A 21,907-nucleotide genomic window follows, 5' to 3' on the forward strand; every position below is an offset into this window, starting at 1 on the left:
GACCAGCGAAGGTTGTGCAGAGGTGGCATGCGTGATCGGCATGCCTTCGATGACTGGCCGCGACCGCGGGTGTCGCTGCCCCGGAAACCAGGAGGCTGTGCGCCTGAAGCCCGGTGCCGCATCGAGAAGTGACTATTTCGGAAGGAGGTGTCGCTTGGCGTAGTTGGTTCGGCAGGAAGAGCCTTGCGTGGGTTGCCGTGGTCCTGGTTCGGCCTTGAGACAGAGGCTGTGCCTCTTCTCGCGACGCCGCGGCGCCGCGATGGCGGTTCGGTCGCGATGGCGTCCGGGTCGTGGTGCGGCCGTGGGCTCGCTCGCGCGGCCGGTGTCTGGGGCGCGGGGTAGGTTCCGGCCATGCGTGCCAGCCGGTTGTTGTCCACCCTGTTGCTGCTCCAGACGCGAGGGCGGATGTCGGCGAGTGAGCTGGCCGCCGAGCTGGAGGTCTCGGTGCGGACGGTGTACCGGGACATGGAGGCGTTGTCCGCGGCCGGTGTGCCGGTGTACGGCGATGCCGGGCGGTCCGGCGGGTATCAGCTGCTGGACGGGTACCGGACTCGGCTGACTGGGTTGACCGCGGATGAGGCGGAGTCGCTGTTCCTGACCGGGATGCCCGGGCCTGCGGCGGAACTGGGACTCGGTGGGGTGCTGGCCGCGGCAGAGTTGAAGCTGCTGGCGTCCCTGCCCGCGGAGTTGCGGACGCGGGCGGAGGCACTGCGGGAGCGATTCCATCTGGATGCGCCCGGGTGGTTCCGGCCGGCCGATCGGACGCCGTGGCTCAGTGCGATCGCCGGGGCGGTCTGGGACGGCCGGCGGATCGCGGTGCGGTACCGGCGTTGGCGGGAACCGCAGGAGGTGGATCGGGAGCTGGAGCCGCTTGGCCTGGTGTTGAAGTCGGGGCTCTGGTACCTCGTGGCGCAGGCGGTGGACCGGCCTGGGCAGGTGCGCACCTATCGGGTCGCGCAGGTGCTGGAGCTGGTGGTGTTGCCGGAGCGGTTCGAGCGGCCGGAAACCTTTGACCTGGCTCGGTACTGGGCGGAGTGGGCACGGCGGTACGAGCGCGACATGTTGGTGGGCACGGCGGTGGTTCGGCTGTCGCCCAAGGCGGTGTCGCGGTTGGCGCATCTCTACGGCGACGTGGTGGCCGAGGCGGTCGCGCGTACCGCGGGGCCGCCTGACGAGCGCGGCTGGGTGCGGGCGGAAATGCCGGTGGAGCAGGCCGCCGTGGCGCACGACGACCTGCTCAAGCTTGGTGCCGAAGTGGAAGTCCTTGCGCCGCAGGAACTACGGGCCCTGGTGACGGAGTCCGTGCGTGCGCTGGCGGCGACGTACCTCGGGTGAGCTCAACGTGCGGCGGCTGTGTCCCAGCCATTGTGCGGCAAGGTGGTCGGACTCCTTTCTGTGGGTGAGAGGAATTGGGTGCGACCGGGTGGGATGGGCCCGCGGAGACGGTCGCGTGGGACACGAACGCCGGACGGGAGCAGGCATCGGTCCACAGTGGACAGTGTGATCGCGGGGCGGACCGGGGCAGCGACGGATGCCGTGACCGCGAGCGTGGCCAGGACCACGTGCGACGCCAGGACTGCTAGCGACGCCGGAGCTACCAGCGATGTCAGGACCACCGGCGATGTCACGACCACCAGCGACGCCGCGGCTACTAGCGACGCCGCAGGTACCAGCGACGTCAGGACTACCAGCGATGCTGGGACCATCGGCGGTGCCAAGACCACCAGCGGTGCCAAGACCACCAGCGGTGCCAAGACCACCAGCGGTGCCAAGACCACCAGCGGTGCCAAGACCATCGGCGACGCCAAGACCATCGGCGACGCCAGGGCCATCAGCGATGCCAGGACCGCGTGCGATGCCAAGACCATCGGCGATGCTGGCGCGGCAGGCAACGCCCGCATGACCGGCAATCTCGGAGCGGCAAGCAGTCCCGGGGCGCCAGGCAATCCTGGTGCGCCAGGCGATTCCGGTGTTGCTGGCGACGCTGAGGCAGCCGAGGGAGCCGTGGCTGCGGGCGTCACCGGGGTCGCGTGACGTGCTGGGATGGCCGGGGTTGTCGCGGCTACGAGCGAGGCCACGAGCGCGAGTGGGACTGTGGCCAGGATCGATGTCGCGACCGCTGGTGGGTCGGTGCCCGGGAGTGACGTTGCCAGCGCGAGCGTGAACGTGACCAGGAGCCACGTCGCGGTCGTGCGGGATGGCGTTGGCGCTGCGTCCGTTGGGATCGTGCGTGTGGCGGAACCGATGGCGGAGAGCGCTGGAATCGTGGGGACTTCTCCGGTGTGGTGGCCGGGGGCCCACGGGGGGCCGGTCAACGGCCTGGGCGGTGACCGCCCTTTCGCTTCAGCTGCATGGGCGGATCATCCCGGATCGCCTGCGCTCTCCGCAAGGGAATTCTGCTCAGCCCAGCAGGGTGGCGCGGAGGTCTGGGTTGTCCGGGAAGGCCTCCTCGACCATGGACTTGATCCAGGCGGTGCCGGAGTCCAGGTCCACAGTGGACCAGTCGATGGGGCCGAGTGGGGGCTGGGGGTCGTACTCGATGCCGTTCTGGACGGCGCGGGCTACTTCCGGGCCGGTCAGCTGTTGCACGACGTGCAGGGCCGCGTCGATTCCGGCGGCTACGCCGGCGGCGGTGGTGAACTTGCCGTCGGTGACCCAGCGTTCGGCCACGGGGGTGGCGCCGAAGCGGGGGAGCACGTGGCGTGCGGCCCAGTGGGTGGTGGCTTTGCGGCCCTTCAGCAGGCCGGCAGCACCCAGCAGCAGGGAGCCGGTGCAGACCGAGAGCATCAACTCAGCCTGGGGGCTGGTGGTGCGGAGGTAGTTGAGCAGTGACTCGTCAGCCATGGCGCGGAAGGTCGGGGCGCCGCCGCCGGGGACCAGGACCGCGAACGGGTTGGGGATCTCGGGGTAGGTGTGGGTGGCGGACAGGTGCAGGGGGAGGTCGGTGGGGAGGGGGTCCTTGGTGCCGGCGACGGTGACGGCGCGGTAGGGCAGGCCCAGTTGGGGGAGAGCGGCGAGCACTTGGAGGGGGCCGACCAGGTCGAGTGGGGTCAGGCCGGGGTAGAGGACGAAGGCGATGGTGCGCACGTCTGCGGTCATGGGGCCAGCCTGGCTGGATGATCATGGCGGTGCGCGGGGGATGTCCGAAAACTTGGGGTCCTTGTCTGACGGACATGGGGAGCTAGGTTTGCGGCATGGCTGGTGCGGCTCGGCGGGTGGTGATCATCGGGTATGACGAGGCGGAGCTGCTCGACATCGCCTGTCCCAGCGATGTGCTGGACGCGGCCAACCGGATGGGCCTGGACCCGGGGTATGAGATCCGGCTGGCGAGCATGGGGGGACGCGCGGTCCGGTGTGCTTCCGGGTTGACGCTGGCGGCGCAGGTGCGGTTGGAGCGGGTGGCGGGGCCGGTGGACACGATGATCGTGGCCGGGGGCTGGACCTACCGGGAACAGGCGCTTGACCAGCGGTTCGTTGACCAGGTGCGGCGGGTGGCGGGGTTGAGCCGGCGGGTGGCCTCGGTGTGTGTCGGGTCCACGCTGCTGGCCGCCGCTGGGTTGCTGGACGGGCGGCGGGCGACCACGCACTGGTTCTACGCCGACCAGATGGCCAGGGACTTTCCCTCGGTGACCGTGGACCCCGCGCCGCTGTTCATCAAGGACGGGCCGCTGTACACCTCGGCGGGCGTGACCAGCGGGCTCGACCTGGCGCTGGCGCTGCTGGAGGAGGACCACGGGGCGCAGGTGGCTCGGACGGTGGCCCGGCACCTGGTCACCTACCTGCAGCGGCCGGGCAACCAGGCGCAGGTGAGCATGTACGTCGCGGCGCCGCCGCCCGAACGCGGGGTGGTGCGGGACCTGGTGCGGCTGATCGAGAGCGACCCGGCCGCCGACCTGCGCGCGAGCACGCTGGCCCGGCGGGCGGGGCTGAGCACCCGGCACCTGGCCCGGCTGTTCGAGGAGCAGGTGGGCAGCACGCCGAGCCGGTACGTCCGCGCCGCCCGCACCAGGGCCGCCGCGCGGCTGCTCGAGTCGACCCGGCTGCCGCTGGCCGCGATCGCCCTCCGCTGCGGGTTCAGCTCCACCGAGACCCTGCGGCAGGCCTTCCTGGACCACTTCCAGACCTCGCCGTCCAGCTACCGGCTGGTCCAGCGCAGGCGGTCCGCGGCGGGCTGACCTCGGGTGCGGGCGAACCGGGGGACCGGAAGAACCACCGTTGGGGGCGCTGCGCGTTCGGCTGTCCCCCGTTAGCCTGAACCGGGTCGGCCGGTGTCGATCGAAGGGTGTTGCCATGCGGATCGCGGATGTCCTGCGCAGCAAGGGTTCCACTGTTGCCACGGTCGAACCTGGCACAACGGTCACCCAGCTGCTCGGCTCGCTCGCCGAGCACAACGTGGGTGCGCTGGTCGTGGTCGGACCGGACGGGACCGTGGTGGGCATCGTGTCCGAGCGGGACGTGGTCCGGCAGTTGCGGGAACGCGGGACCGAGCTGCTCAGCGGCACGGTGGCGGAGATCATGACCGCCGCGGTGGTGACCTGCACGCCGGAGGACACCGTGGACAACCTCACCGTGCTGATGACCGAACGGCGGATCCGGCATGTGCCGGTGCTCGTCGACGGGCAGCTGGCCGGGATCGTGTCCATTGGTGACGTGGTCAAGTCCCGGATCAGCCAGCTGGAAGAGGACCACGAGCACCTTCAGGCGTATATCGCCCAGGGCTGACATTTCGCGGTGGCGGGGGCGCTGGGCTGGTCCTAGCGTGCGCTGTCATGGCACGTATCGCATTTCTCGGGCTCGGGCGCATGGGTGTGCTGATGGCGGGCAGGCTGCTGGCCGCTGGGCACGACCTCACCGTGTGGAACCGGACCGCGGCCAAGGCCGAACCGCTCGCGCGGCAGGGCGCCAAGGTCGCCGAGGACCCGGCGGGCGCGGTGGACGGCGCGGAGCTCGTCATCACCATGCTGGCCGACGGCGACGCGGTGGACGAGGTCATCTTCGGCACCGGCGGCGGCGCGAGGAAGCTGGCCGCGGGGGCGACCGTGGTGGAGATGTCCACCAGCGGGCCCGAGGCGGTCCGGGGCCTGCGGGCCCGGATGCCCGAGGGGACCACGCTGGTCGACGCGCCGGTCAAGGGCACGCTGCCGCAGGCCGAGGGCGGCACGCTGGACATCTACGTCGGCGGCACCGAGGCCGAGTTCGCCGCGGTCCGGGACGTGCTCTCGGTACTAGGCAACCCGGTGCGGGTCGGTGAGATCGGCGCGGGGGCCTCGCTGAAGCTGGTGGTCAACGCGATCACCGCGACGGTGCCGGTGCTGATCGGCGAGGCGATGGCGCTGGCCGACGGGATGGGCGTGGACGCGGGCACCGCGTGGGAGGCGCTGGCCGGCTCCGCGGTCGGCGGCATGGCGAGGCGGCTGCGGGAGCAGACCGCTGACGACGGTCAGCCGGTCACCTTCTCGCTCAGCCTGGCCGCCAAGGACCTGCGGCTCGCGCTGGAGGCCGGGGCGGCGGCGGACGGGGTCATCGCGGCGGCGCGGCGGGAGCTGGGCGTGGCGGAAAAGGCCGGGCTTGGGGAGCGGGACTTCAGCGCCGTGGTCACGCACCTGCGCCAGCGGGACTGACCCGGGCGGCGGGCTAGTTCTCGCTGTGCTTCTGCGCGAACTCGGTCAGCGGCACCGGGACCGCGCGCAGGGTGCGCAGGATCTCCGCCTCCCTGGTCAGCATCCGGCGGACCAGCCGCAGCCGCCGGATCGGGCAGGTCTCCTCCAGCAGCCGCTGCTGGTCCTCAAGGGGCAGCATGCAGTCGGCGGCCAGTTCGTGGGACAAGGAGGCGAAATCGGCCGAGCCGCTGGGTTCCTTCCAGTCCTCCTGCCGCCAGGCCGTGGTGCAGTAGCGGCGGTGCGCGGCGCGGGCGGCGTCGGCCAGCACCGTGGGCTTGGGGCCGAGGGCCGGCTCGGCGTCGGGCATCCACTCCACCTGGCCGAGCAGGTACGGCGCGCTGCCCCCGTCCACCGCCAGCAGCCGGAAGCGGCGCTGACCGCGCACGACCACATCGAACCGGCCGTCGTCGAGCCTGCGGACCTCGCGCAGCAGCGCGGTGCAGCCGATCTCGTGCCAGGCCTCCAGGTTGTCCTCGCCGACCTCCCAGCCCTGCTTGACCGCGACCACGCCGAAGCTGCGACCGGGCACGGCGCCGGTCACCAGGTCCACCATCAGCTGCCGGTAGCGCGGTTCGAAGATGTGCAGCGGCAGCGAGGCGCCCGGCAGCAGCACCGTGCCCAACGGGAACAGCGGCAGTGTGTCGGTCACCCGTTCACGTTACGACGAGCCGCCCGTGCCCGCTGGCCGATTTCCCGCGGGCGGCCGCAGCACCGCGAACGGGTCGGTCACCTCCAAGCCCTTGCCGGGGAACCGGAACAGCGCCGCCGGACGGCCGCCGGAAGGGCCCGGCGGGGCAGTGTGGCCGGTGGGTTCCAGCAGGCCGCGGCGGGAGAGCACGCGTTGCAGGTTGGTCGCGGACACCCGGTAGCCCAGCGCCGCGGAGTACAGCGAACGCAGTGCCGAGACGGTGAACTCCGGCGGCGCCAGCGCGAAGCCGATGTTGGTGTAGGACAGCTTGGCGCGCAGCCGGTTGCGGGCGCGGTGGACGATGGCCTGGTGGTCGAAGGCGGTCGGCGGCAGGGCGTCCACCGGATGCCAGGCGGTGTCGGACGGGATGGCCGGGTCGACGTCGTAGGGGACCAGGCCGAGGAAGGCCGTGGCGACCACCCGTTCGCCGGGCACCCTCTCAGGGAGTGAGAACACCGCGAGCTGCTCGACGTGCGGCACTTCGCGCACATCGACCTTCTCGCCCAGTTGCCTGCGCACGGAGGTCTCGACGTCCTCGCTGGTCCCGAGCCTGCCGCCGGGCAGTGACCACCGTCCGGCGTGCGGTTCGCGGGCCCGTTGCCACAGCAGCGCCTGGAGTGATCCAGCTCGCACTTGGAGCACTGCGGCCAGAACCTCATGTGCCGCATGACCCTTTTGGCTGATACCATCACCCATAGTTTTCGATTCTAAGGCGAAAACCTGGTTGACGGCCACTCGGCACGCTCGGGTGGAGCAAGGAGGACGACATGGCCGCTACTGCGTGGTTGGAGCGGACCGACCTGACTCCCTACGGCGGCGTCGAGCCGAACGCGGAGTGGGCCGCTGAGGTACGCAGGCTGGCCGAGGAGCGCGACGCGGTGCTGCTGGCGCACAACTACCAGCTCCCGGAGATCCAGGACATCGCGCACCACACCGGTGACTCGCTGGCGCTGAGCCGCATCGCGGCCGAGAGCGATGCCTCGACCATCGTGTTCTGCGGTGTGCACTTCATGGCCGAGACGGCCAAGATCCTCAGCCCGGATAAGACCGTGCTGATCCCGGACGAGCGGGCGGGTTGCTCGCTGGCCGACTCGATCAACGCCGAGCAGCTGCGGGCCTGGAAGGCCGAGCACCCCGGCGCGGTGGTGGTCTCCTACGTGAACACCACCGCCGAGGTGAAGGCCGAGACCGACATCTGCTGCACCTCCTCCAACGCGGTGGACGTGGTCCGCTCGATCCCCGAGGACCGCGAGGTGCTGTTCTGCCCCGACCAGTTCCTCGGCGCGCACGTCAAGCGCGAGACCGGGCGGGACAACCTGCACATCTGGGCGGGCGAGTGCCATGTGCACGCCGGGATCAACGGTCCTGAGCTGGCCGCCAAGGCCGCGGCCCACCCGGAGGCGGACCTGTTCATCCACCCCGAGTGCGGCTGCGCCACCTCCGCGCTCTACCTGGCGGGCGAGGGCACCGTGCCCGCCGAGCGGGTGCACATCCTCTCCACCGGCGACATGGTCAAGGCCGCCAGGCAGACCAAGGCGGACACCGTGCTGGTGGCCACCGAGATCGGCATGATCCACCAGCTGCGCCGGGCCGCGCCGGAGATCGACTTCCGCGCGGTGAACGACCGGGCCTCCTGCCGCTACATGAAGATGATCACCCCGGCGGCGCTGCTGCGCGCGCTGCGCGAGGGCAAGGACGAGGTGCACGTCGACCTCGAGGTGGCGGCCCGCGCCCGCGCCTCGGTGCGGCGGATGATCGAGATCGGGCAGCCGGGCGGGGGCGAGTGAGGTGCCGCGCTGGGAGGCTCGCGCCGACCTGGTCGTGGTCGGCACCGGCGTCGCCGGGCTGACCGCGGCGCTGCGGGCCACCGAGCTGGGCCTGCGGGTCCTGGTGGTCACCAAGGCGGCCGCCGAGGAGGGCAACACCAGGTGGGCCCAGGGCGGCATCGCCGTGGTGCTGGACGGCGAGCACGAGCCGGGTGACAGCGTCGGCAAGCACCTGGCGGACACCCTCACCGCGGGCGCCGGGTTGTGCGACGAGATCGCCGCGCGGGCCATCCTCGCCGGTGGACCGGCCGCGGTGGGCAGGCTGCGCCGCCGCGGCGCGATCTTCGACGCCAAGCCGGACGGCAGGCTGGCGCGCACCAGGGAGGGCGGGCACTCCGCGTACCGGGTGGTGCATGCCGGCGGGGACGCCACCGGCGCGGAGGTCGAGCGGGCGCTGCTGGCCAGTGCCGCCGACGGCAGGCTGACCATCCTGGAGCGGCACACCGCGGTGGACGTGCTGCGTGCCGAGCCGGTGCAGGTCGGACCGCGGCCGGGCAGCGCGGTCAACGGACTGCTGGTGCTGGACGAGACCGGGAACCTCGGTGTGCTGGCAGCGCCCGCCGTGCTGCTGGCCACCGGCGGCCTCGGCCAGCTCTACGCCGCCACCAGCAACCCCGAGGTGGCCACCGCCGACGGACTCGCGCTCGCGCTGCGCGCCGGGGCCACCGCCGCCGACCTGGAGTTCACCCAGTTCCACCCCACCGTGCTCTACACCGGCTCCGGCGCGCGCGGTCGCAGGCCGCTGGTCACCGAGGCGGTGCGCGGCGAGGGCGCGGTGCTCGTCGACGGCGACGGCGCGCGGGTGATGACTGGGGTGCACCCGCTGGCCGACCTCGCGCCGAGGGACGTGGTGGCCGCGGCGATCACCCGGCGGATGAACGCCACCGGTGTCCGCAACGTGTATCTGGACGCCACCAGGCTGGGGCCGGACACCCTCGGCGTGCCGTTCGCACAGCGGTTCCCGAGCGTGCACGCGGCCTGCGTGGCGGCCGGGATCGACCCGGCCGTCGACCCGATCCCGGTCGCGCCCGCCTGCCACTACGCCTGCGGGGGTGTCATGTCCACCGTGGACGGGCGCACCGCGGTCACCGGGCTGTACGTGGTCGGCGAGGTCGCGCGCACCGGCCTGCACGGCGCGAACCGGCTGGCCTCCAACAGCCTGCTGGAAGGCCTGGTCGGCGGCGAGCGGGTGGCCGAGGCGGTCGCGCTGGACCTGGGCACCGGACTGGCCGACGGGCACCGGGCGCCGGTGCGGATCGCCGCGCCGGTGGCCAGGATCGCCGACCGGGACACCTTGCAGCTGACCATGAGCAGGCACGCCGGAGTGGGCCGCAGCGCGCAGGGCCTGGCCGAGGCGGCCGAGACGATCGGCGCGGCGAGCGCGGAGGCGCCGCTGCGCAGCCGGGCGGAGGTCGAGGACGCGGCGCTCACCCTGGCCGCGGCGGTGCTGCTGGACAGCGCCGCGGCGCGGACCGAGACGAGGGGCTGCCACGTCCGCGAGGATTACCCGGCCACCGACGACCTGGGCTGGCGGCGCAGCATCGCCGTCCGGCTCGGCGCCGACGGCAGGCCGGAGCTGATGCGGTGGACCGCGATGGGAGGTGCGGCGTGAGAGCCGTTGGCGGGGTCGAGTACTGGCGCAGCTGTTCACACCGGGTCTCGGCCAAGCTGGGCCGGGCCGGGCTGGACGTGGACGACGTGCAGCGGGTGATCAGCCTGGCCCTGGGCGAGGACCTACGGTACGGCCCGGACGCGACCACGGACGCGACCGTGCCACGGGAGGCGGTCGCCGAGGCCGACCTGAACCCGCGCAAGGGCGGGGTGCTGGCCGGCGGGGTGGTCGCGCTCGCGGTGTTCGACACGGTGATCGGCGCGGAGAACTACGAGGTACTGGAGCTGCGCAAGGACGGGGAGAAGCTTTCGCCGGGGGAGAGCGCGCTGCGGCTGCGCGGCCCGGTGCGCGGGCTGCTCACCGCCGAGCGGACCGCGCTGAACCTGGTCTGCCACCTCTCCGGGGTGGCCACCGCGACCGCGGCCTGGGTGGACGCGGTCAACGGCACCGGGTGCGTGGTGCGGGACAGCCGCAAGACCCTGCCCGGCCTGCGGCTGCTGCAGAAGTACGCGGTGCGCTGCGGCGGCGGGGAGAACCACCGGCTGGGCCTCGGCGACGCGGTGCTGATCAAGGACAACCACGTGGTCGCCGCGGGCGGGGTGGTGCAGGCGCTGAAGCTGGCCCGCCAGCACGCGCCGCACCTGCCCTGCGAGGTCGAGGTGACCTCGCTGGAGGAGCTGGACCTGGTGCTCGGCGAGGAGGCCTCGCTGGTGCTGCTGGACAACTTCACCCCTGAGCAGTGCGCCGAGGCGGTGCGCAGGGCGGCCGGGACCGCGACGAAGCTGGAGGCATCCGGCGGGCTGACGCTGGACGTGGCCAGGCAGTACGCCGAGACCGGGGTGGACTACCTGGCGGTGGGCGGGCTCACGCACTCCTCGCCCGCGCTGGACCTGGGGCTTGACCTGCGCTGAGCAGAGGTTGGAGGGGCGTCTTCCAGGGGGAGGACGCCCCTTCGCTTTGTCCGGAGCCGGGCGGGGTGGCGCGGGCGGGCCTGCCGGGCGGGGGCGGCGCTTGCCGGGCCGGGGCAGACCGGGTGGTGGCGCGGCCGCCGGGCGGCTCAGAGCCTGCGGTTCTCCAGCACGGGGATGGCCTCGCGGGCCTGTTCGGTGACGAACGGGTCGATGCTGACCACCAGCACCTCCGGCTCCGCTCCCAGCGCGGCCTGCACCCGGCCGAAGGGGTCCACCACCGCGCTGTAGCCGACGCCGGTGGGGGCGTTGCCCCTGGGCTCGATGCCCGCGCTGGCCGGGTCGGCCTGGCCGCAGGCGACCACCCAGGTGGTGGAGTCCAGGGCGCGGGCCCTGGTCAGCAGCTCCCACTGCTCGCGCTTGCCCTCGCCGGCGCCCCAGGAGGCGGCGGTGACGATGACGCTGGCGCCGTTGTCGGCCAGCGCGCGGTACAGCTCGGGGAAGCGCAGGTCGTAGCAGGTGGTCATGCCAACGGTGACCCCGCCGATCTCGATCGCCACCAGGTCGTCGCCGGGCGCCACCGTCTTGGACTCGGTGAAGCCGAAGGCGTCGAACAGGTGGATCTTGTTGTAGCCCACCGGGTCGTCGCCGCCGGTGACCAGCAGCGTGTTGTAGACCCGGCCGTCCGGCGCGGGGGTGAACATGCCCGCGACCACCAGCACCCCGGCCTCCTTGGCCAGCATGCCGACCGCGGTGCCCCAGGGGCCGTCCACCGGCTCGGCGATGTCGGTCAGCTTCGGGCCGCCGAAGCAGGCCATCGTGGCCTCGGGGAAGACCACCAGCTCGGCGCCCTGGTCCGCGGCCAGGCTGATGCCCTCCCGAACCAGTTCCAGGTTCTGGGCGGGGTCGGCGCCCGACACGATCTGACACAGGCCGATTCGCACTCTGGGTCCTCCTTGAACTCCTCGGCAAGCTGGCCCACACAGTGTGACCTACTTGTATACTTCCAGTATGCAAGGGGGTGTCTGATGGCCAGTGGCCGTGACCGCGCCTACGAGTTCCTGAAGGACACGGTCCTGGGTGATCCGGCCATGCAGGGACAGTTCATCAACGAGCAGGAGCTCGCTGACCGTATCGGTGTGTCGCGCACGCCCATCCGCGAGGCACTGCTCATGCTCGCCGCCGAGGACCTGCTGCGCCTGGTGCCGAAGAAGGGCGCCTACATCCCGGCCATGACCATGCGGGAGATCAAGGAGCTGATGGAGCTCCGCGAGCTCCTGGAACGGCATGCCGCCGAACGCGTGCTGGCCGGCGACCGCAGCGCGCTGAACGAGATGGCCGAGGCGCTCGAGGCCCAGCGCGGGCTGCTCACCAGCGAGGACTCCCGCGGTTTCATCGAGTGGGACCGGCGCTTCCACGCCGCGCTGGTCTCGGCCACCGGGAACCAGCTGCTGGTGCGGGTCTACGACGGGTTGCGGGCCAGGCAGGTCACCGTCGGGGTGGCCGCGCTGGGCCGGGCGGCCGGGCGGCGGGAGGCGGTGCTGGCCGAGCACGAGCTGATCCTCAACTCCCTCGCCGAGGGGGACGGGCTGGCCGCCTCGCTGGCCATCACGACGCATCTGCAGGCGACGCTGAAGGTGCTGCTGGCGGGGTGAGCAGCTGCTCGGCCGGGTCGGGGTTCCGGCCGAGGGCCAGGCCGATCAGGGAGATCACGCCGGTAACCGCGAGGTAGGCGGCCAGCGCCAGCCAGTTGTGGAACTCCGCCAGCAGGTAGGTGAACAGCAGCGGGGCGACCGCGCCGCCGATCACCCCGGCCAGGGTGTAGGCCAGTGAGCTGCCGGTGTAGCGCAGCCTGGGGGTGAACTGCTCGGCGATGAAGGCCGCCTGCGGGCCGAACAGGGCGGAGTGGATCACCAGGCCGCCCAGCACGCCGAGGATGAGCAGCGGCAGCGAGCGCGCCTCCGCCAGCGGGAAGAACACCAGCGGCCAGGCCATCGCGGCGAGGGTGGCCGCGGCCAGCATCCGGCGGCGGCCCCAGCGGTCGGACAGCGCGCCGGCCAGCGGGATCAGGAAGACCTGCACGGCCGAGCCGATCAGCACCGCGGCCAGCGCCCAGCCGCGCGGCACGCCCAGCTCCTGGGTGGCATACGTCAGCACGAACACCGCGAACAGGGCGTAGAGCACGTCGGGGCAGACCCGGCAGAGCACCGCGGCGACGAGCTGGCGGCGCTGGGTGGTGAACACCTCGGTGACCGGCGCGGTGGGGCGGTCGCCGTGTTCGGCGATGGCCTGGAAGACCGGGGTCTCCTCCAGCTTGGCCCTGATCCACAGGCCGAAGATGACCAGCACCGCGGACAGCAGGAAGGCCACCCGCCAGCCCCAGGCCAGGAAGTCCTCGGCGCTCAGCGCCACGCCGAGCAGCGCGATCACGCCGTTGGCCAGCAGGGTGCCCAGCGGCGGGCCGACCTGGGCGGCCGAGGCCCAGAAGCCGCGGCGGGCCGGGTCGCCGAACTCGCTGGAGAGCAGCACCGCGCCGCCCCACTCCCCGCCCAGGCCGACGCCCTGGGCGAAGCGCAGCAGCACCAGCAGCACCGCGGCGGTCACCCCAATGTCCTCGTGGGTGGGCAGCAGGCCGATCACGAAGGTGGATACCCCAGTGATCAACAGCGTGGTGACCAGCACCTTCTTTCGGCCGATCACGTCGCCGAGGCGGCCGAAGACGAACCCGCCCAGCGGCCGGGACAGGTAGCCGACGGCGTAGGTGGAGAACGCCAGCAGGGTGCCGGCGAGGGGGTCGTGGCTGGGGAAGAACAGCGTGCCGAAGACCAGGGCGGCGCTGGAGGAGTAGATGGCGAAGTCGTACCACTCGAGTGCGGTGCCGCTCAGGCTCGCGGTGAAGGCCCGGATCAGGGAGCGCTGGTTATGCATGCCCCATACTTGCTGTATACAAGACGTATGCGCAAGAGCGGAGAGTCCCGATGACCCCACTGAGCTTCGAGCTGCCCGGCGGCGAGACCGTCCAGGTCAGCGTGCGCACGCTGCTCAACGCCGGGTACGCCGGGCGGAGCCAGGAGGAGGTGGCCGCGCACGTGGCCGAGCTGGCCGAGTTGGGGGTGCCCGCGCCCAGCGTCACCCCCAGCCTCTACCCGGTCGCGCCCTACCTGGCCATGCAGACCGAGGAGGTGCCGGTGCAGCACGGGCGCACCTCGGGCGAGGCCGAGTGGGCGCTGGTGATCACCGAGGCCGGGGTGCTGCTGACCGCGGCCTGCGACCACACCGACCGCGCGCTGGAGGTGCACGGCGTGGGCTGGAGCAAGCAGGCGGGCCCGGACGTGCTCGCCCGGCAGGCCTGGCGCTTGGCCGAGGTGGACGAGCGGATCGACCGGCTCACCCTCACCGCCTGGGTGACCGGCGCGGACGGCCGGGAGCAGCTCATCCAGCAGGGCAGCCTCGGTGACCTGCTCTCGCCGCGGTACTGGCTGGAGCGGCTGCGGGCGGACGGGCTGGCCGAGCCGGGCACCGTGCTGCTCTCCGGCACCATCCCGATGAAGCCGGGGGTGGACCAGTTCGCCGCCGCCTGGCGGGTGGAGCTGGGCGACCCGGACACCGGGGCGAGGGTTTCCTGCGGGTACACGGTTCGCCGGCTGCCGGCGCCGGTCGGCTGAACCAGGGGTGCTGTTGCCAGAGATTGGCAGCTAGGGTCTGCGGCGTGAAGCGCCGACAGGTTGCCCTCCTGCTGCCCGCCATGATCGCATCCGTCGCGGTCGCCGCCGCCTGCACCACGCCGACGGCGGCGCCCGACCGCAAGGCGGGCACGGACCGCACCGCGATGACCCTCGCCGACGGCTACGAGCCGGAGAGCCTCAACCCGCTGCTCGGCTACGGCGAGGAGGGCGTGTCCAAGCTCTTCGACGGACTGGTCGAGCACCAGGCCGACCGGTCGGTGCGCCCGCTGCTGGCCGCCGACCTGCCCAAGCCGGCGCCGGACGGCCGGTCCTGGACGGTGAAGCTGCGCACCGGGGTCAAGTTCCACGACGGCAGCCCGTTCAACGCCGAGGACGTGGTGGCCACCTACCGCGCGCTGCTCGACCCGGCCTACGCCGCCACGGTGAAGTCCTCCTTCGGCATGCTCACCGGCGTCACCCAGGTCGATCCGGAGACGGTGCGCTTCGACCTCGCCTACCCGTACACGCCGTTCGCGCACAAGCTGGTGCTGGGCATCCTGCCGAACGAGGCGCTGGCCCAGCCCGGTCCGCTGGAGAAGAACCCCTTCGGCGCCAAGCCGGTCGGCACCGGCCCGTACAAGCTGGAGGAGTGGCGCAAGGGCGAGAAGATGGTGCTGGCGGCCAACGACGGCTACTTCGAGAAGGTGCCGAAGGTCCGCAAGGTCACCGTGGTCTTCGCCACCGACGACAACGCGCGCGCCCAGCGGATGAAGGCCGGTGAGTTCGACGGCACCTCGCTGCCGCCCGCGCTGGCCAAGACCTTCGAGGGCAACGGCTACCGGCAGATCACCCACCGCAGCGCGGACTACCGCACGGTCACCATGCCGATGGCCAACCCGGTCACCGCGGACAAGGGCCTGCGGCTGGCGCTCAACCACGCGGTGGACCGCCAGGGCATGATCAACGCCTTCCTGGCAGGCAAGGGCGCGCCCGCCTCCACCCCGATCCCGCAGGCGCTGCCGGAGTTCGTGGAGCCTGCCGCGCAGTTCCGGTTCGACCGGGCCGAGGCCGAGCGCATCCTGGACCAGACCGGCTGGGCCAAGCGGGACAACGGGATCCGCGCCCGCGGCGACCTGGCGGCCAGCTTCACGCTGATGTACCCGGTCGGTGACGCGGTGCGCAAGGACCTCGCGCAGGCATTCGCCTCCGACGCCAAGGCGGTCGGCGTGGAGGTGAAGCTGGAGGGCCTGGGCTGGGAGGCGATCGAACCGCGGATGGGCAAGGACGCGCTGGTGCTCGGCGGCGGCAACCCGTTCGACCCCGACCTGAAGTCCTACCCGCTGCTGCACTCCAGCTTCGGCGGCGACGGCTTCAACAACCCCGGCCGCTACGCCAACCCGGCGGTGGACCGCGCCCTGGAGGCCGGACGCCGGGAGGCCGACCCGGCGCAGCGGGTGGCGCAGTACCGGGAGTTCCAGCGCGCCTACGCCGCCGACCCCGGCATGGTGTTCCTGGCCTTCCTGGACCACACCTACGTGGTGCGCGACGGCTGGAGCGGCTACCAGGAGGTCGTCGACCCGCACACGCACGGCCTCACCTGGGGCCCGTGGTGGAACCTCCAGGACTGGACCCCGCAGGGGTGAGCGCCGGCGCGCCCAGCCGGGCCCGGGCCATCGGGCTGCTCGCCTTGCGCCGCTTGGCGTTCGCGGTCCCGGTGCTGGTGGTGGTGGCGGTCGCGGTGTTCCTGCTGGGCGCCGCCTCCCCGTTCGACCCGGTGTACCAGTACTACGGAGTGCAGATCTTCAGCGCCAGCGCCGAGGACGTGGCGCGGGCCCGCACCGAGCTCGGCCTGGACGACTCGGTGTTCGTCCAGTTCGGACGGTGGGCGGGCACGCTGCTGACCGGGGACCTTGGTGACAGCCGGTCGTTCCGGCAGCCGGTCGCGCAGGTGATCGCCGAACGGCTGCCCTGGACCCTGCTGCTGGTCACCGTCGGCCTGCTGCTCGCGGTGCTGATCGCGCTGGTGCTCGGCGTGCTCGCGGCCTGGCGGCAGGGCGGCTGGCTGGACCGGGTGGTCACCGCGACCGGCCATGCGCTGGAAGGGATTCCGCCGTTCGTGCTCGGCCTGGTCGCGGTGGCGGTGTTCACCCTCGGCCTGGGCTGGCTGCCCGGCGGCGGGCTGACCGACGCCGGCGAGACGGCGGGTTTCGGGCAGGTGGCCACGCATCTGGTGCTGCCGGCGGTGGTGCTCGGGGTGTCGCAGTCGCCGTGGCTGATCCTGCACATCCGGCAGTCCCTGCTGACCGTGCTGGCCGAGGACCACGTGACCGGCGCGCGGGCCCGCGGGCTCGGTGAGCCCATGGTGGTGCTGCGGCACGCGTTGCCCACCGCGCTGCTGCCGTTCGTGACCCTGCTCGGCGCGCGGGTGCCGGAGCTGGTGACCGGGGCGGTGCTGGTGGAGGAAGTGTTCTCCTGGCCCGGCGTGGCCGGTGCGGTGGTGAAGTCGGCGCTGGCGGTGGACTTCCCGCTGCTGGTGGCGCTGTCGCTGCTGGCGACCGCGGCCGTGCTGGCGGGTTCGCTGCTGGCCGATGTGGCCGCGGCGCTGCTGGATCCGAGGGTGGCCACCGATGGTTGAGACAGCGGCGCCGGCGCGCACCTGGCGGTCCGCGGCCAGGAAACGGGCCGGCACACCGCGCGGCAAGGGCGCGGCGGGGCGGGCCCGGCTGCGGTTGTGGCTGGGCATCGGCACGCTGGTCGCACTGGTGCTGGGCGCGATCCTGCTGCCCTGGCTGGGCGGGCTGGACGAGTCCCTTGTGGACTATCGGGCGATCCGGCTGGCACCGAGCCTGGACCATCCCTTCGGCACCGACGGCGGCGGGCGGGATCTGTTGCTGCGGACCTTCGCGGGGCTGCGGGTCTCGCTGCTGGTGGCCGCGCTGTGCGCGGTGCTGTCCACGGTGCTCGGCGTGCTGGTCGGCGGGCTGTCCGGGCTGGTCGGCGGCTGGACCGACCGGCTGCTGATGCGGCTGGTGGACACGGTGAACGCGGTGCCGCACCTGTTGCTGGGCATCGTGATCGTCGCGCTGTACCGGGGCAGCCTGACCGCGGTGGTGGCCTCGATCGCGCTGACGCACTGGACCACGGTGGCGCGGATCGTGCGGGCCGAGGTGTTGTCGTTGCGGCAGCGGCCGTTCGTGGACGCGGCGATCTCCGGCGGGTCCTCGCGGTGGCGGGTGCTGCGGCGGCACCTGCTGCCCGCGGTGGTGCCGCAGGCCGCGGTGTCCGCGGTGCTGCTGCTGCCGCACGCGGTGTGGCACGAGACCGCGCTGAGCTTCCTCGGCCTCGGGCTGCCGCCGCACCTGGCGAGCATCGGGAACATCCTCACCGAGGGCAGGCAGGCCGTGTTGCTGGGCGCGTGGTGGATCGTGGCGCTGCCCTCGGTGGTGCTGGTGGTGGCCACATTGGCGGTGTCCGGGGTGGCGGCGGTGTGGCGGGACCGGCTGGTGCCGCGGCGGCGATCGGAGCTGGCGCTGTGATGATCGAAAGCGACCCGGTGCGTCCCCTGCTGGATGTGCGTGAGCTGTCCGTGCGGTTCCGGCTGGGCCGGGGACGGCCGGAGGTGCACGCGGTCACCGACGTCTCCTTCAGCCTGGCTCCCGGCGAGCTGCTCGGGTTGGTGGGGGAGAGCGGGTGTGGCAAGTCGGTGCTGGCGGCCGCGCTGCTGGGACTGTTGCCCGCCAACGCGCGGCTGTGCGGCGAGGCGGTGCTGAACGCGCCGGAGGCCGAGCCGGTCGAGTTGCTGGGTGCGCCGGAAAGCGTGCTCTCCCAACGGGTCCGGGGTCGACTGGTCGGGCTGGTGCCGCAGTCGGCCGCGGCGCACCTGACGCCGGTGCGGACCGCGGGGGCGCAGCTGGTGGAGGCGGTGCGGGTGCTGCGGCCGGCGGAACGGGATCCGGCGGGGGTCGCGGAGGGGCTGGCCGAGCGGGTTGGGCTGGATCCGGTGTTCCTCAAGCGGTATCCGCACGAGCTCTCCGGCGGCACGGCGCAGCGGGTGGCGGTGGCGCTGGCGCTGGCCGGGGACCCGCCGGTGGTGCTGGCCGACGAGCCGACCGCGGGGCTGGACCGGCCGCTGGTGGAGCGGACCGTGGACCTGTTGGCCGACCTGGCGCGGGAGGGCAGGGCGGTGCTGCTGATCACGCACGACCTGGCCGCGGCCAGCCGGGTGGCCACCGACCTCGCGGTGATGTACGCGAGCAGGCTGGTGGAGCGCGGTCCGGCGGCGAAGCTCTTCGACACGCCGTGGCATCCCTACACCGAAGGCCTGCTCGGCGCGCTGCCCACCGGCGGTTTCCGGGCCATTCCCGGACATCCGCCGGAGCTGACCGCGCTGCCCGAGGGTTGCGCGTTCCGGCCGCGCTGCCCGGTCGCCGAGGACTGCGGCGGCGATCCGGCGCTGGTGCGGCACGGGGACCGCTACGTCGCGTGCAGGCAGCCATGTTGAGCGGGACCGGCCTGGTCGCCGGATACCGCAGCGGGGTGCCCGTGCTGTCCGATGTGGACATTGAGGTGGCGCGCGGCGAGGTGGTCGGGCTGGCCGGGCCGAGCGGGTGCGGGAAATCCACGCTGGCCAGGGTGCTGACGCTGCTGATGGCGCCGTGGGCGGGCGAGGTCAGGGTGGACGGCGAACCGGCGCGCGGGTTCCGGCACGCCGCGCCGCGCGCGCAGCGGACCGCGATCGGGGTGGTGTTCCAGCAGCCCCGGCTCAGCGTGGACCCCCGGTTCACCTTGCAGGAGGTCGTGGCCGAACCCTTGCTGGCCAACCGGAAACGGGCGGTGGAGCACCGGGTGGCCGAGCTGGTCGAGCAGGTCGGGCTCACCGGCGAGCTGCTGCGGCGGCGGCCGCACGAGGTCAGCGACGGGCAGCTGCAACGGGCCTGCCTGGCCAGGGCGCTCGCGCTGGAACCGCGCTACCTGGTCTGCGATGAGATGACCGCGATGCTGGACGCCTCCACCACCGCCGCGCTGGTCGGCGTGGTGGCCGAGCACAGCAACTCCACCGGCACCGGGGTGCTGGCCATCAGCCACGACGAACCGCTGCTCTCGGTATGGGCGGACCGGGTCGTGCGGTGGCGAAACGACGGGGAGGAACAGTGATCGATCTCGACCGCGTCCGCGCGGACACACCGGGCTGCCAGGAGCAGGTCTTCCTGGACAGCGCTGGATCCTCGCTGCCGCCGGAGCCCGTGCTGGCCGAGGTGATCGGCCACCTCAGGCGGGAGGCGGAGGTCGGCGGCTACCGGGCCGAGGCCGAACGCGCCGAGGACCTGGCTGCCGGGTACCAGGTGGCCGCGGACTTCTTCGGTTGCGCGCCAACGGATGTCGCCTTCACCGACAGCGCCACCCGGTCCTGGCTGCTGGGCATGTCCGCGGTGCCGCTGGCCGCCGGGGACCGGATCCTGGTGAGCCAGGTGGAGTACGGCAGCAACGCGATCGCGCTGATGCAGCGGGCGCAGGAGTTCGGCGCCACCGTCGAGCTGGTGCCCAGCGCCGAGGACGGCTCGATCTCGGTGCCCGCGCTGACCGCGATGCTGGACGAGCGGGTCAAGCTGGTCTCGGTGGTGCACATGCCCACCAACGGCGGACTGGTCAACCCGGCCAAGGAGATCATCGACGCCGCGCACCAGGTCGGCGCGATCGCCCTGCTGGACGCCTGCCAGACCGCGGGCCAGCGGCGGGTGCGGCTGGATGAGCTCGGCGCGGACCTGATCTCGGTCACCGGCCGCAAATGGCTGCGCGGGCCGCGCGGCACCGGCCTGCTGGTGGTCAACCCCGCTGCCGCGCCCCGGCTCCGGCCGCCGCTGGTGGACCAGCACTCGGCGGACTGGAGCGCGCTCGGGGAGTGGACGCTGCGCCAGGACGCGCGGGTGCACGAGCTGTGGGAGTCCTCCATCGCCGACCGGCTCGGCCTGATCGCCGCGCTGCGCTACGCCGACGAGCTGGGCATCGACGACATCCAGGCCGCGGTGGTGCAACGCGCGGCCTTCCTGCGCGCCGAGCTGTCCGCGCTGCCCGGGGTCACCGTGCACGACCTGGGCACCGAACGCGGCGGGATCGTCACCTTCACCGTCGCGGGCGTGGACGGCGAGGAGGTGAAGAAGGCGTTGGTGGCCAAGGACATCACCCTGTCCGTCGGCGGCACCACCGGCGCGCTGCTGGACATGACCGCGCGCGGGCTCGCCCAGGTGGTCCGGGCCTCGCCGCACTACTTCGTCAGCCAGGAGCAGCTGGTCCGGTTCGTGGCCGCGGTCGCCGAGATCGTCGCCTGAGCACGCCGAAGGGCCACCGTCCGAAGTGGACGGTGGCCCTTCGGTTGGAGCGGGTTACCTCAGCTGGTGACCAGGCGCAGGCCGTACGCGCCCAGGATCTCGTTGACCGGCTGGAAGTAGATGATGCCCGCGGAGAGGTTGCCACCGGAGGTGACGCCCTGGGCCTGGTTGCCGGAGATGAACGACCCACCGGAGTCACCGCGGTCGGCGCGGGCGTTGGTGCGGGTCAGGCCGGTGACCGCGCCTTCGGCGTAGTTCACCGTCTGGTTCTTGGCCTGCACCGAGCCGCAGGTCCAGCGGGTGGTGGAGCCCGACTTGCAGATCGAGGCGCCCACCGCGGCCTCCGAGGAGCCCGCGACCCGGACGGTGCCGCCGCTGTAGTTGTTCACCACGCCCTGCGGGGTCCAGTTCGAGTTCACCGCGACCCAGGCGTAGTCGTTGCCGGGGAAGGAGGAACCGCGGAAGGTGCCCTGCGCGACCTGGTTGAAGCCCTGGGTCGCGGTGCCGGTCCGGCCGCAGTGCCCGGCGGTGACGAACCCGCCCTGCACCGAGAAGCCGACCGAGCAACGGCCGCCCATGTAATAGGCGTCGCCACCGCGCACGTCGTAGAGCGGCTCGTCCTTGCCCGCGGCCTCGACCACGGAGACCGCGCCGCGGTCCACCCCGGTCTTGGCCACGAACTCATCGGCCTTGGCGGCCTGGCCCGGCTGCACGTTGACCACGACGCGGTTGTTCTCCACGTCGACGTACCAGCCGGAGACGTCCGAGGGCGCCTTGTCCTGGTTGAGCCGCGAGACCACCGAGTTGAGCTTGGACGCGCTGTGCGCCACGAACTTCGGCTCGGCGCCGGCCGCGCGGACCTCGGCGGCCTTGGCCGTGTCGGTCACACCGACGACCAGCTTCGCCTGGCCGGCCACGAAGTGCGCGCCACCGAAGGACTCGCCCAGCGCGGTGCGCAGGCTCTGCTCGACCGTGCTCGCCTTGGTTTCGGCGGCGGCCCGCTGCATCGCCTGGTCGGCGGTCAGGCCCAGGTCGCGCTGCATGGCCTCCAGCATCCCCTGGTTCATCAAGGGAGTGGACTCGGCGGCGGCCGGCAGGGTGGCCGCCACGGTCGCACCGACCGCGAGCGCGAGTGCGGAGGTCACGATTTTTGTGCGTGCGTTCATCATCAGGGTTTCTCCAGTGCAGTGGTTACAGGGGGACCACGCTGGACAACCGGCGG

General features: G+C 72.5%; 23 protein-coding genes. 17 read left to right on the forward strand and 6 right to left on the reverse strand.

Annotation, left to right across the window (positions count from 1 at the left end; genetic code table 11):
• Positions 1 to 128: 128 nt before the first annotated feature.
• The 3 genes from ACWDY5_RS18675 (at position 129) to ACWDY5_RS18685 (ending at position 2,034) form a co-directional block, all read left to right on the forward strand.
• A complete protein-coding gene (locus ACWDY5_RS18675; RefSeq protein ID WP_449723429.1) occupies positions 129 to 218 on the forward strand; it encodes a PH domain-containing protein in 90 nt (29 codons plus the stop codon).
• Between the two features lie 133 nt (positions 219 to 351).
• Positions 352 to 1,335 (forward strand): helix-turn-helix transcriptional regulator, encoded by a 984-nt coding sequence (locus ACWDY5_RS18680; protein WP_449723430.1) that lies wholly within the window; start codon positions 352 to 354, stop codon positions 1,333 to 1,335.
• A gap of 156 nt (positions 1,336 to 1,491) precedes the next feature.
• Positions 1,492 to 2,034: a hypothetical protein gene (locus ACWDY5_RS18685; RefSeq protein ID WP_449723431.1), complete on the forward strand. Its 543-nt coding sequence runs from the start codon at positions 1,492 to 1,494 to the stop codon at positions 2,032 to 2,034.
• A 366-nt stretch (positions 2,035 to 2,400) separates the two neighbouring features.
• Here ACWDY5_RS18685 and ACWDY5_RS18690 read toward each other — a convergent pair whose 3' ends face one another.
• The gene (locus tag ACWDY5_RS18690) at positions 2,401 to 3,099 is read right to left on the reverse strand and encodes a DJ-1/PfpI family protein (RefSeq protein ID WP_449723432.1); all 699 of its coding nucleotides are present in this window, start codon (positions 3,097 to 3,099) and stop codon (positions 2,401 to 2,403) included.
• Positions 3,100 to 3,194: 95 nt separating this feature from the next.
• Here ACWDY5_RS18690 and ACWDY5_RS18695 point away from each other — a divergent pair, with 95 nt between their 5' ends.
• The 3 genes from ACWDY5_RS18695 to ACWDY5_RS18705 all read left to right on the forward strand — a co-directional run bounded on the left by ACWDY5_RS18695 (position 3,195) and on the right by ACWDY5_RS18705 (position 5,621).
• On the forward strand, positions 3,195 to 4,175 hold the full coding sequence (locus tag ACWDY5_RS18695; protein ID WP_449723433.1) for a GlxA family transcriptional regulator: 981 nt from the start codon (positions 3,195 to 3,197) through the stop codon (positions 4,173 to 4,175).
• 115 nt (positions 4,176 to 4,290) lie between these two features.
• Positions 4,291 to 4,722, forward strand: coding sequence for a CBS domain-containing protein (locus tag ACWDY5_RS18700; RefSeq protein ID WP_449723434.1), 432 nt, complete (start codon positions 4,291 to 4,293; stop codon positions 4,720 to 4,722).
• A 47-nt stretch (positions 4,723 to 4,769) separates the two neighbouring features.
• The gene (locus ACWDY5_RS18705) at positions 4,770 to 5,621 is read left to right on the forward strand and encodes an NAD(P)-dependent oxidoreductase (protein ID WP_449723435.1); all 852 of its coding nucleotides are present in this window, start codon (positions 4,770 to 4,772) and stop codon (positions 5,619 to 5,621) included.
• 13 nt (positions 5,622 to 5,634) lie between these two features.
• Here the strand turns inward: ACWDY5_RS18705 and ACWDY5_RS18710 are convergent, their stop codons facing one another.
• Positions 5,635 to 6,309 carry an LON peptidase substrate-binding domain-containing protein gene (locus ACWDY5_RS18710; protein ID WP_283660836.1) on the reverse strand — a complete coding sequence of 225 codons (675 nt, stop codon included), beginning with the start codon at positions 6,307 to 6,309 and terminating at the stop codon, positions 5,635 to 5,637.
• A 9-nt stretch (positions 6,310 to 6,318) separates the two neighbouring features.
• A complete protein-coding gene (locus ACWDY5_RS18715) occupies positions 6,319 to 7,044 on the reverse strand; it encodes an NUDIX hydrolase (RefSeq protein WP_449723436.1) in 726 nt (241 codons plus the stop codon).
• Positions 7,045 to 7,115: 71 nt separating this feature from the next.
• Between ACWDY5_RS18715 and nadA the strand changes: the two genes are divergently transcribed.
• From nadA to nadC, 3 genes are read left to right on the forward strand one after another with little or no spacing between them, the layout of a single operon-like run.
• Positions 7,116 to 8,135 (forward strand): quinolinate synthase NadA, encoded by a 1,020-nt coding sequence (nadA, locus tag ACWDY5_RS18720; RefSeq protein WP_449723437.1) that lies wholly within the window; start codon positions 7,116 to 7,118, stop codon positions 8,133 to 8,135.
• A gap of 1 nt (position 8,136) precedes the next feature.
• Positions 8,137 to 9,786, forward strand: a complete 1,650-nt coding sequence (locus ACWDY5_RS18725; RefSeq protein ID WP_449723438.1) for an L-aspartate oxidase — start codon at positions 8,137 to 8,139, stop codon at positions 9,784 to 9,786.
• Between the two features lie 56 nt (positions 9,787 to 9,842).
• A complete protein-coding gene (nadC, locus tag ACWDY5_RS18730; protein ID WP_449723482.1) occupies positions 9,843 to 10,697 on the forward strand; it encodes a carboxylating nicotinate-nucleotide diphosphorylase in 855 nt (284 codons plus the stop codon).
• 146 nt (positions 10,698 to 10,843) lie between these two features.
• On the opposite strand, the gene ACWDY5_RS18735 is transcribed toward nadC, so the two are convergent.
• A complete protein-coding gene (locus tag ACWDY5_RS18735) occupies positions 10,844 to 11,638 on the reverse strand; it encodes a carbon-nitrogen hydrolase family protein (protein ID WP_449723439.1) in 795 nt (264 codons plus the stop codon).
• Positions 11,639 to 11,722: 84 nt separating this feature from the next.
• Between ACWDY5_RS18735 and ACWDY5_RS18740 the strand changes: the two genes are divergently transcribed.
• Complete coding sequence (locus ACWDY5_RS18740; protein WP_449723440.1) at positions 11,723 to 12,349, forward strand: GntR family transcriptional regulator; 627 nt, start codon at positions 11,723 to 11,725, stop codon at positions 12,347 to 12,349.
• Here the strand turns inward: ACWDY5_RS18740 and ACWDY5_RS18745 are convergent.
• Positions 12,303 to 13,622, reverse strand: a complete 1,320-nt coding sequence (locus ACWDY5_RS18745) for an MFS transporter (protein ID WP_449723441.1) — start codon at positions 13,620 to 13,622, stop codon at positions 12,303 to 12,305. The genes ACWDY5_RS18740 and ACWDY5_RS18745 overlap by 47 nt on opposite strands.
• A gap of 50 nt (positions 13,623 to 13,672) precedes the next feature.
• Here ACWDY5_RS18745 and ACWDY5_RS18750 point away from each other — a divergent pair, with 50 nt between their 5' ends.
• From ACWDY5_RS18750 to ACWDY5_RS18780, 7 genes are read left to right on the forward strand one after another with little or no spacing between them, the layout of a single operon-like run.
• Positions 13,673 to 14,359: a DUF2848 domain-containing protein gene (locus ACWDY5_RS18750; protein WP_449723442.1), complete on the forward strand. Its 687-nt coding sequence runs from the start codon at positions 13,673 to 13,675 to the stop codon at positions 14,357 to 14,359.
• A gap of 44 nt (positions 14,360 to 14,403) precedes the next feature.
• Entirely contained in the window at positions 14,404 to 16,002 is a 1,599-nt protein-coding gene (locus ACWDY5_RS18755) for an ABC transporter substrate-binding protein (RefSeq protein ID WP_449723443.1), read from the forward strand.
• Positions 15,999 to 16,994 (forward strand): ABC transporter permease, encoded by a 996-nt coding sequence (locus ACWDY5_RS18760; protein WP_449723444.1) that lies wholly within the window; start codon positions 15,999 to 16,001, stop codon positions 16,992 to 16,994. Before ACWDY5_RS18755 ends, ACWDY5_RS18760 begins: the two co-directional genes overlap by 4 nt.
• Positions 16,987 to 17,895, forward strand: a complete 909-nt coding sequence (locus ACWDY5_RS18765; protein ID WP_449723445.1) for an ABC transporter permease — start codon at positions 16,987 to 16,989, stop codon at positions 17,893 to 17,895. The genes ACWDY5_RS18760 and ACWDY5_RS18765 overlap by 8 nt, the downstream gene beginning before the upstream one ends.
• Positions 17,895 to 18,860, forward strand: a complete 966-nt coding sequence (locus tag ACWDY5_RS18770) for an ABC transporter ATP-binding protein (RefSeq protein WP_449723446.1) — start codon at positions 17,895 to 17,897, stop codon at positions 18,858 to 18,860. The genes ACWDY5_RS18765 and ACWDY5_RS18770 overlap by 1 nt, the downstream gene beginning before the upstream one ends.
• Positions 18,854 to 19,513: an ABC transporter ATP-binding protein gene (locus ACWDY5_RS18775; RefSeq protein WP_449723447.1), complete on the forward strand. Its 660-nt coding sequence runs from the start codon at positions 18,854 to 18,856 to the stop codon at positions 19,511 to 19,513. The genes ACWDY5_RS18770 and ACWDY5_RS18775 overlap by 7 nt, the downstream gene beginning before the upstream one ends.
• Entirely contained in the window at positions 19,510 to 20,685 is a 1,176-nt protein-coding gene (locus tag ACWDY5_RS18780; RefSeq protein WP_449723448.1) for an aminotransferase class V-fold PLP-dependent enzyme, read from the forward strand. Before ACWDY5_RS18775 ends, ACWDY5_RS18780 begins: the two co-directional genes overlap by 4 nt.
• Before the next feature lie 59 nt (positions 20,686 to 20,744).
• Here the strand turns inward: ACWDY5_RS18780 and ACWDY5_RS18785 are convergent, their stop codons facing one another.
• Positions 20,745 to 21,830, reverse strand: coding sequence for a S1 family peptidase (locus tag ACWDY5_RS18785; RefSeq protein ID WP_449723449.1), 1,086 nt, complete (start codon positions 21,828 to 21,830; stop codon positions 20,745 to 20,747).
• Positions 21,831 to 21,907 lie beyond the last annotated feature (77 nt).

It is taken from the genome of Crossiella sp. NPDC003009 (genome assembly GCF_053591555.1).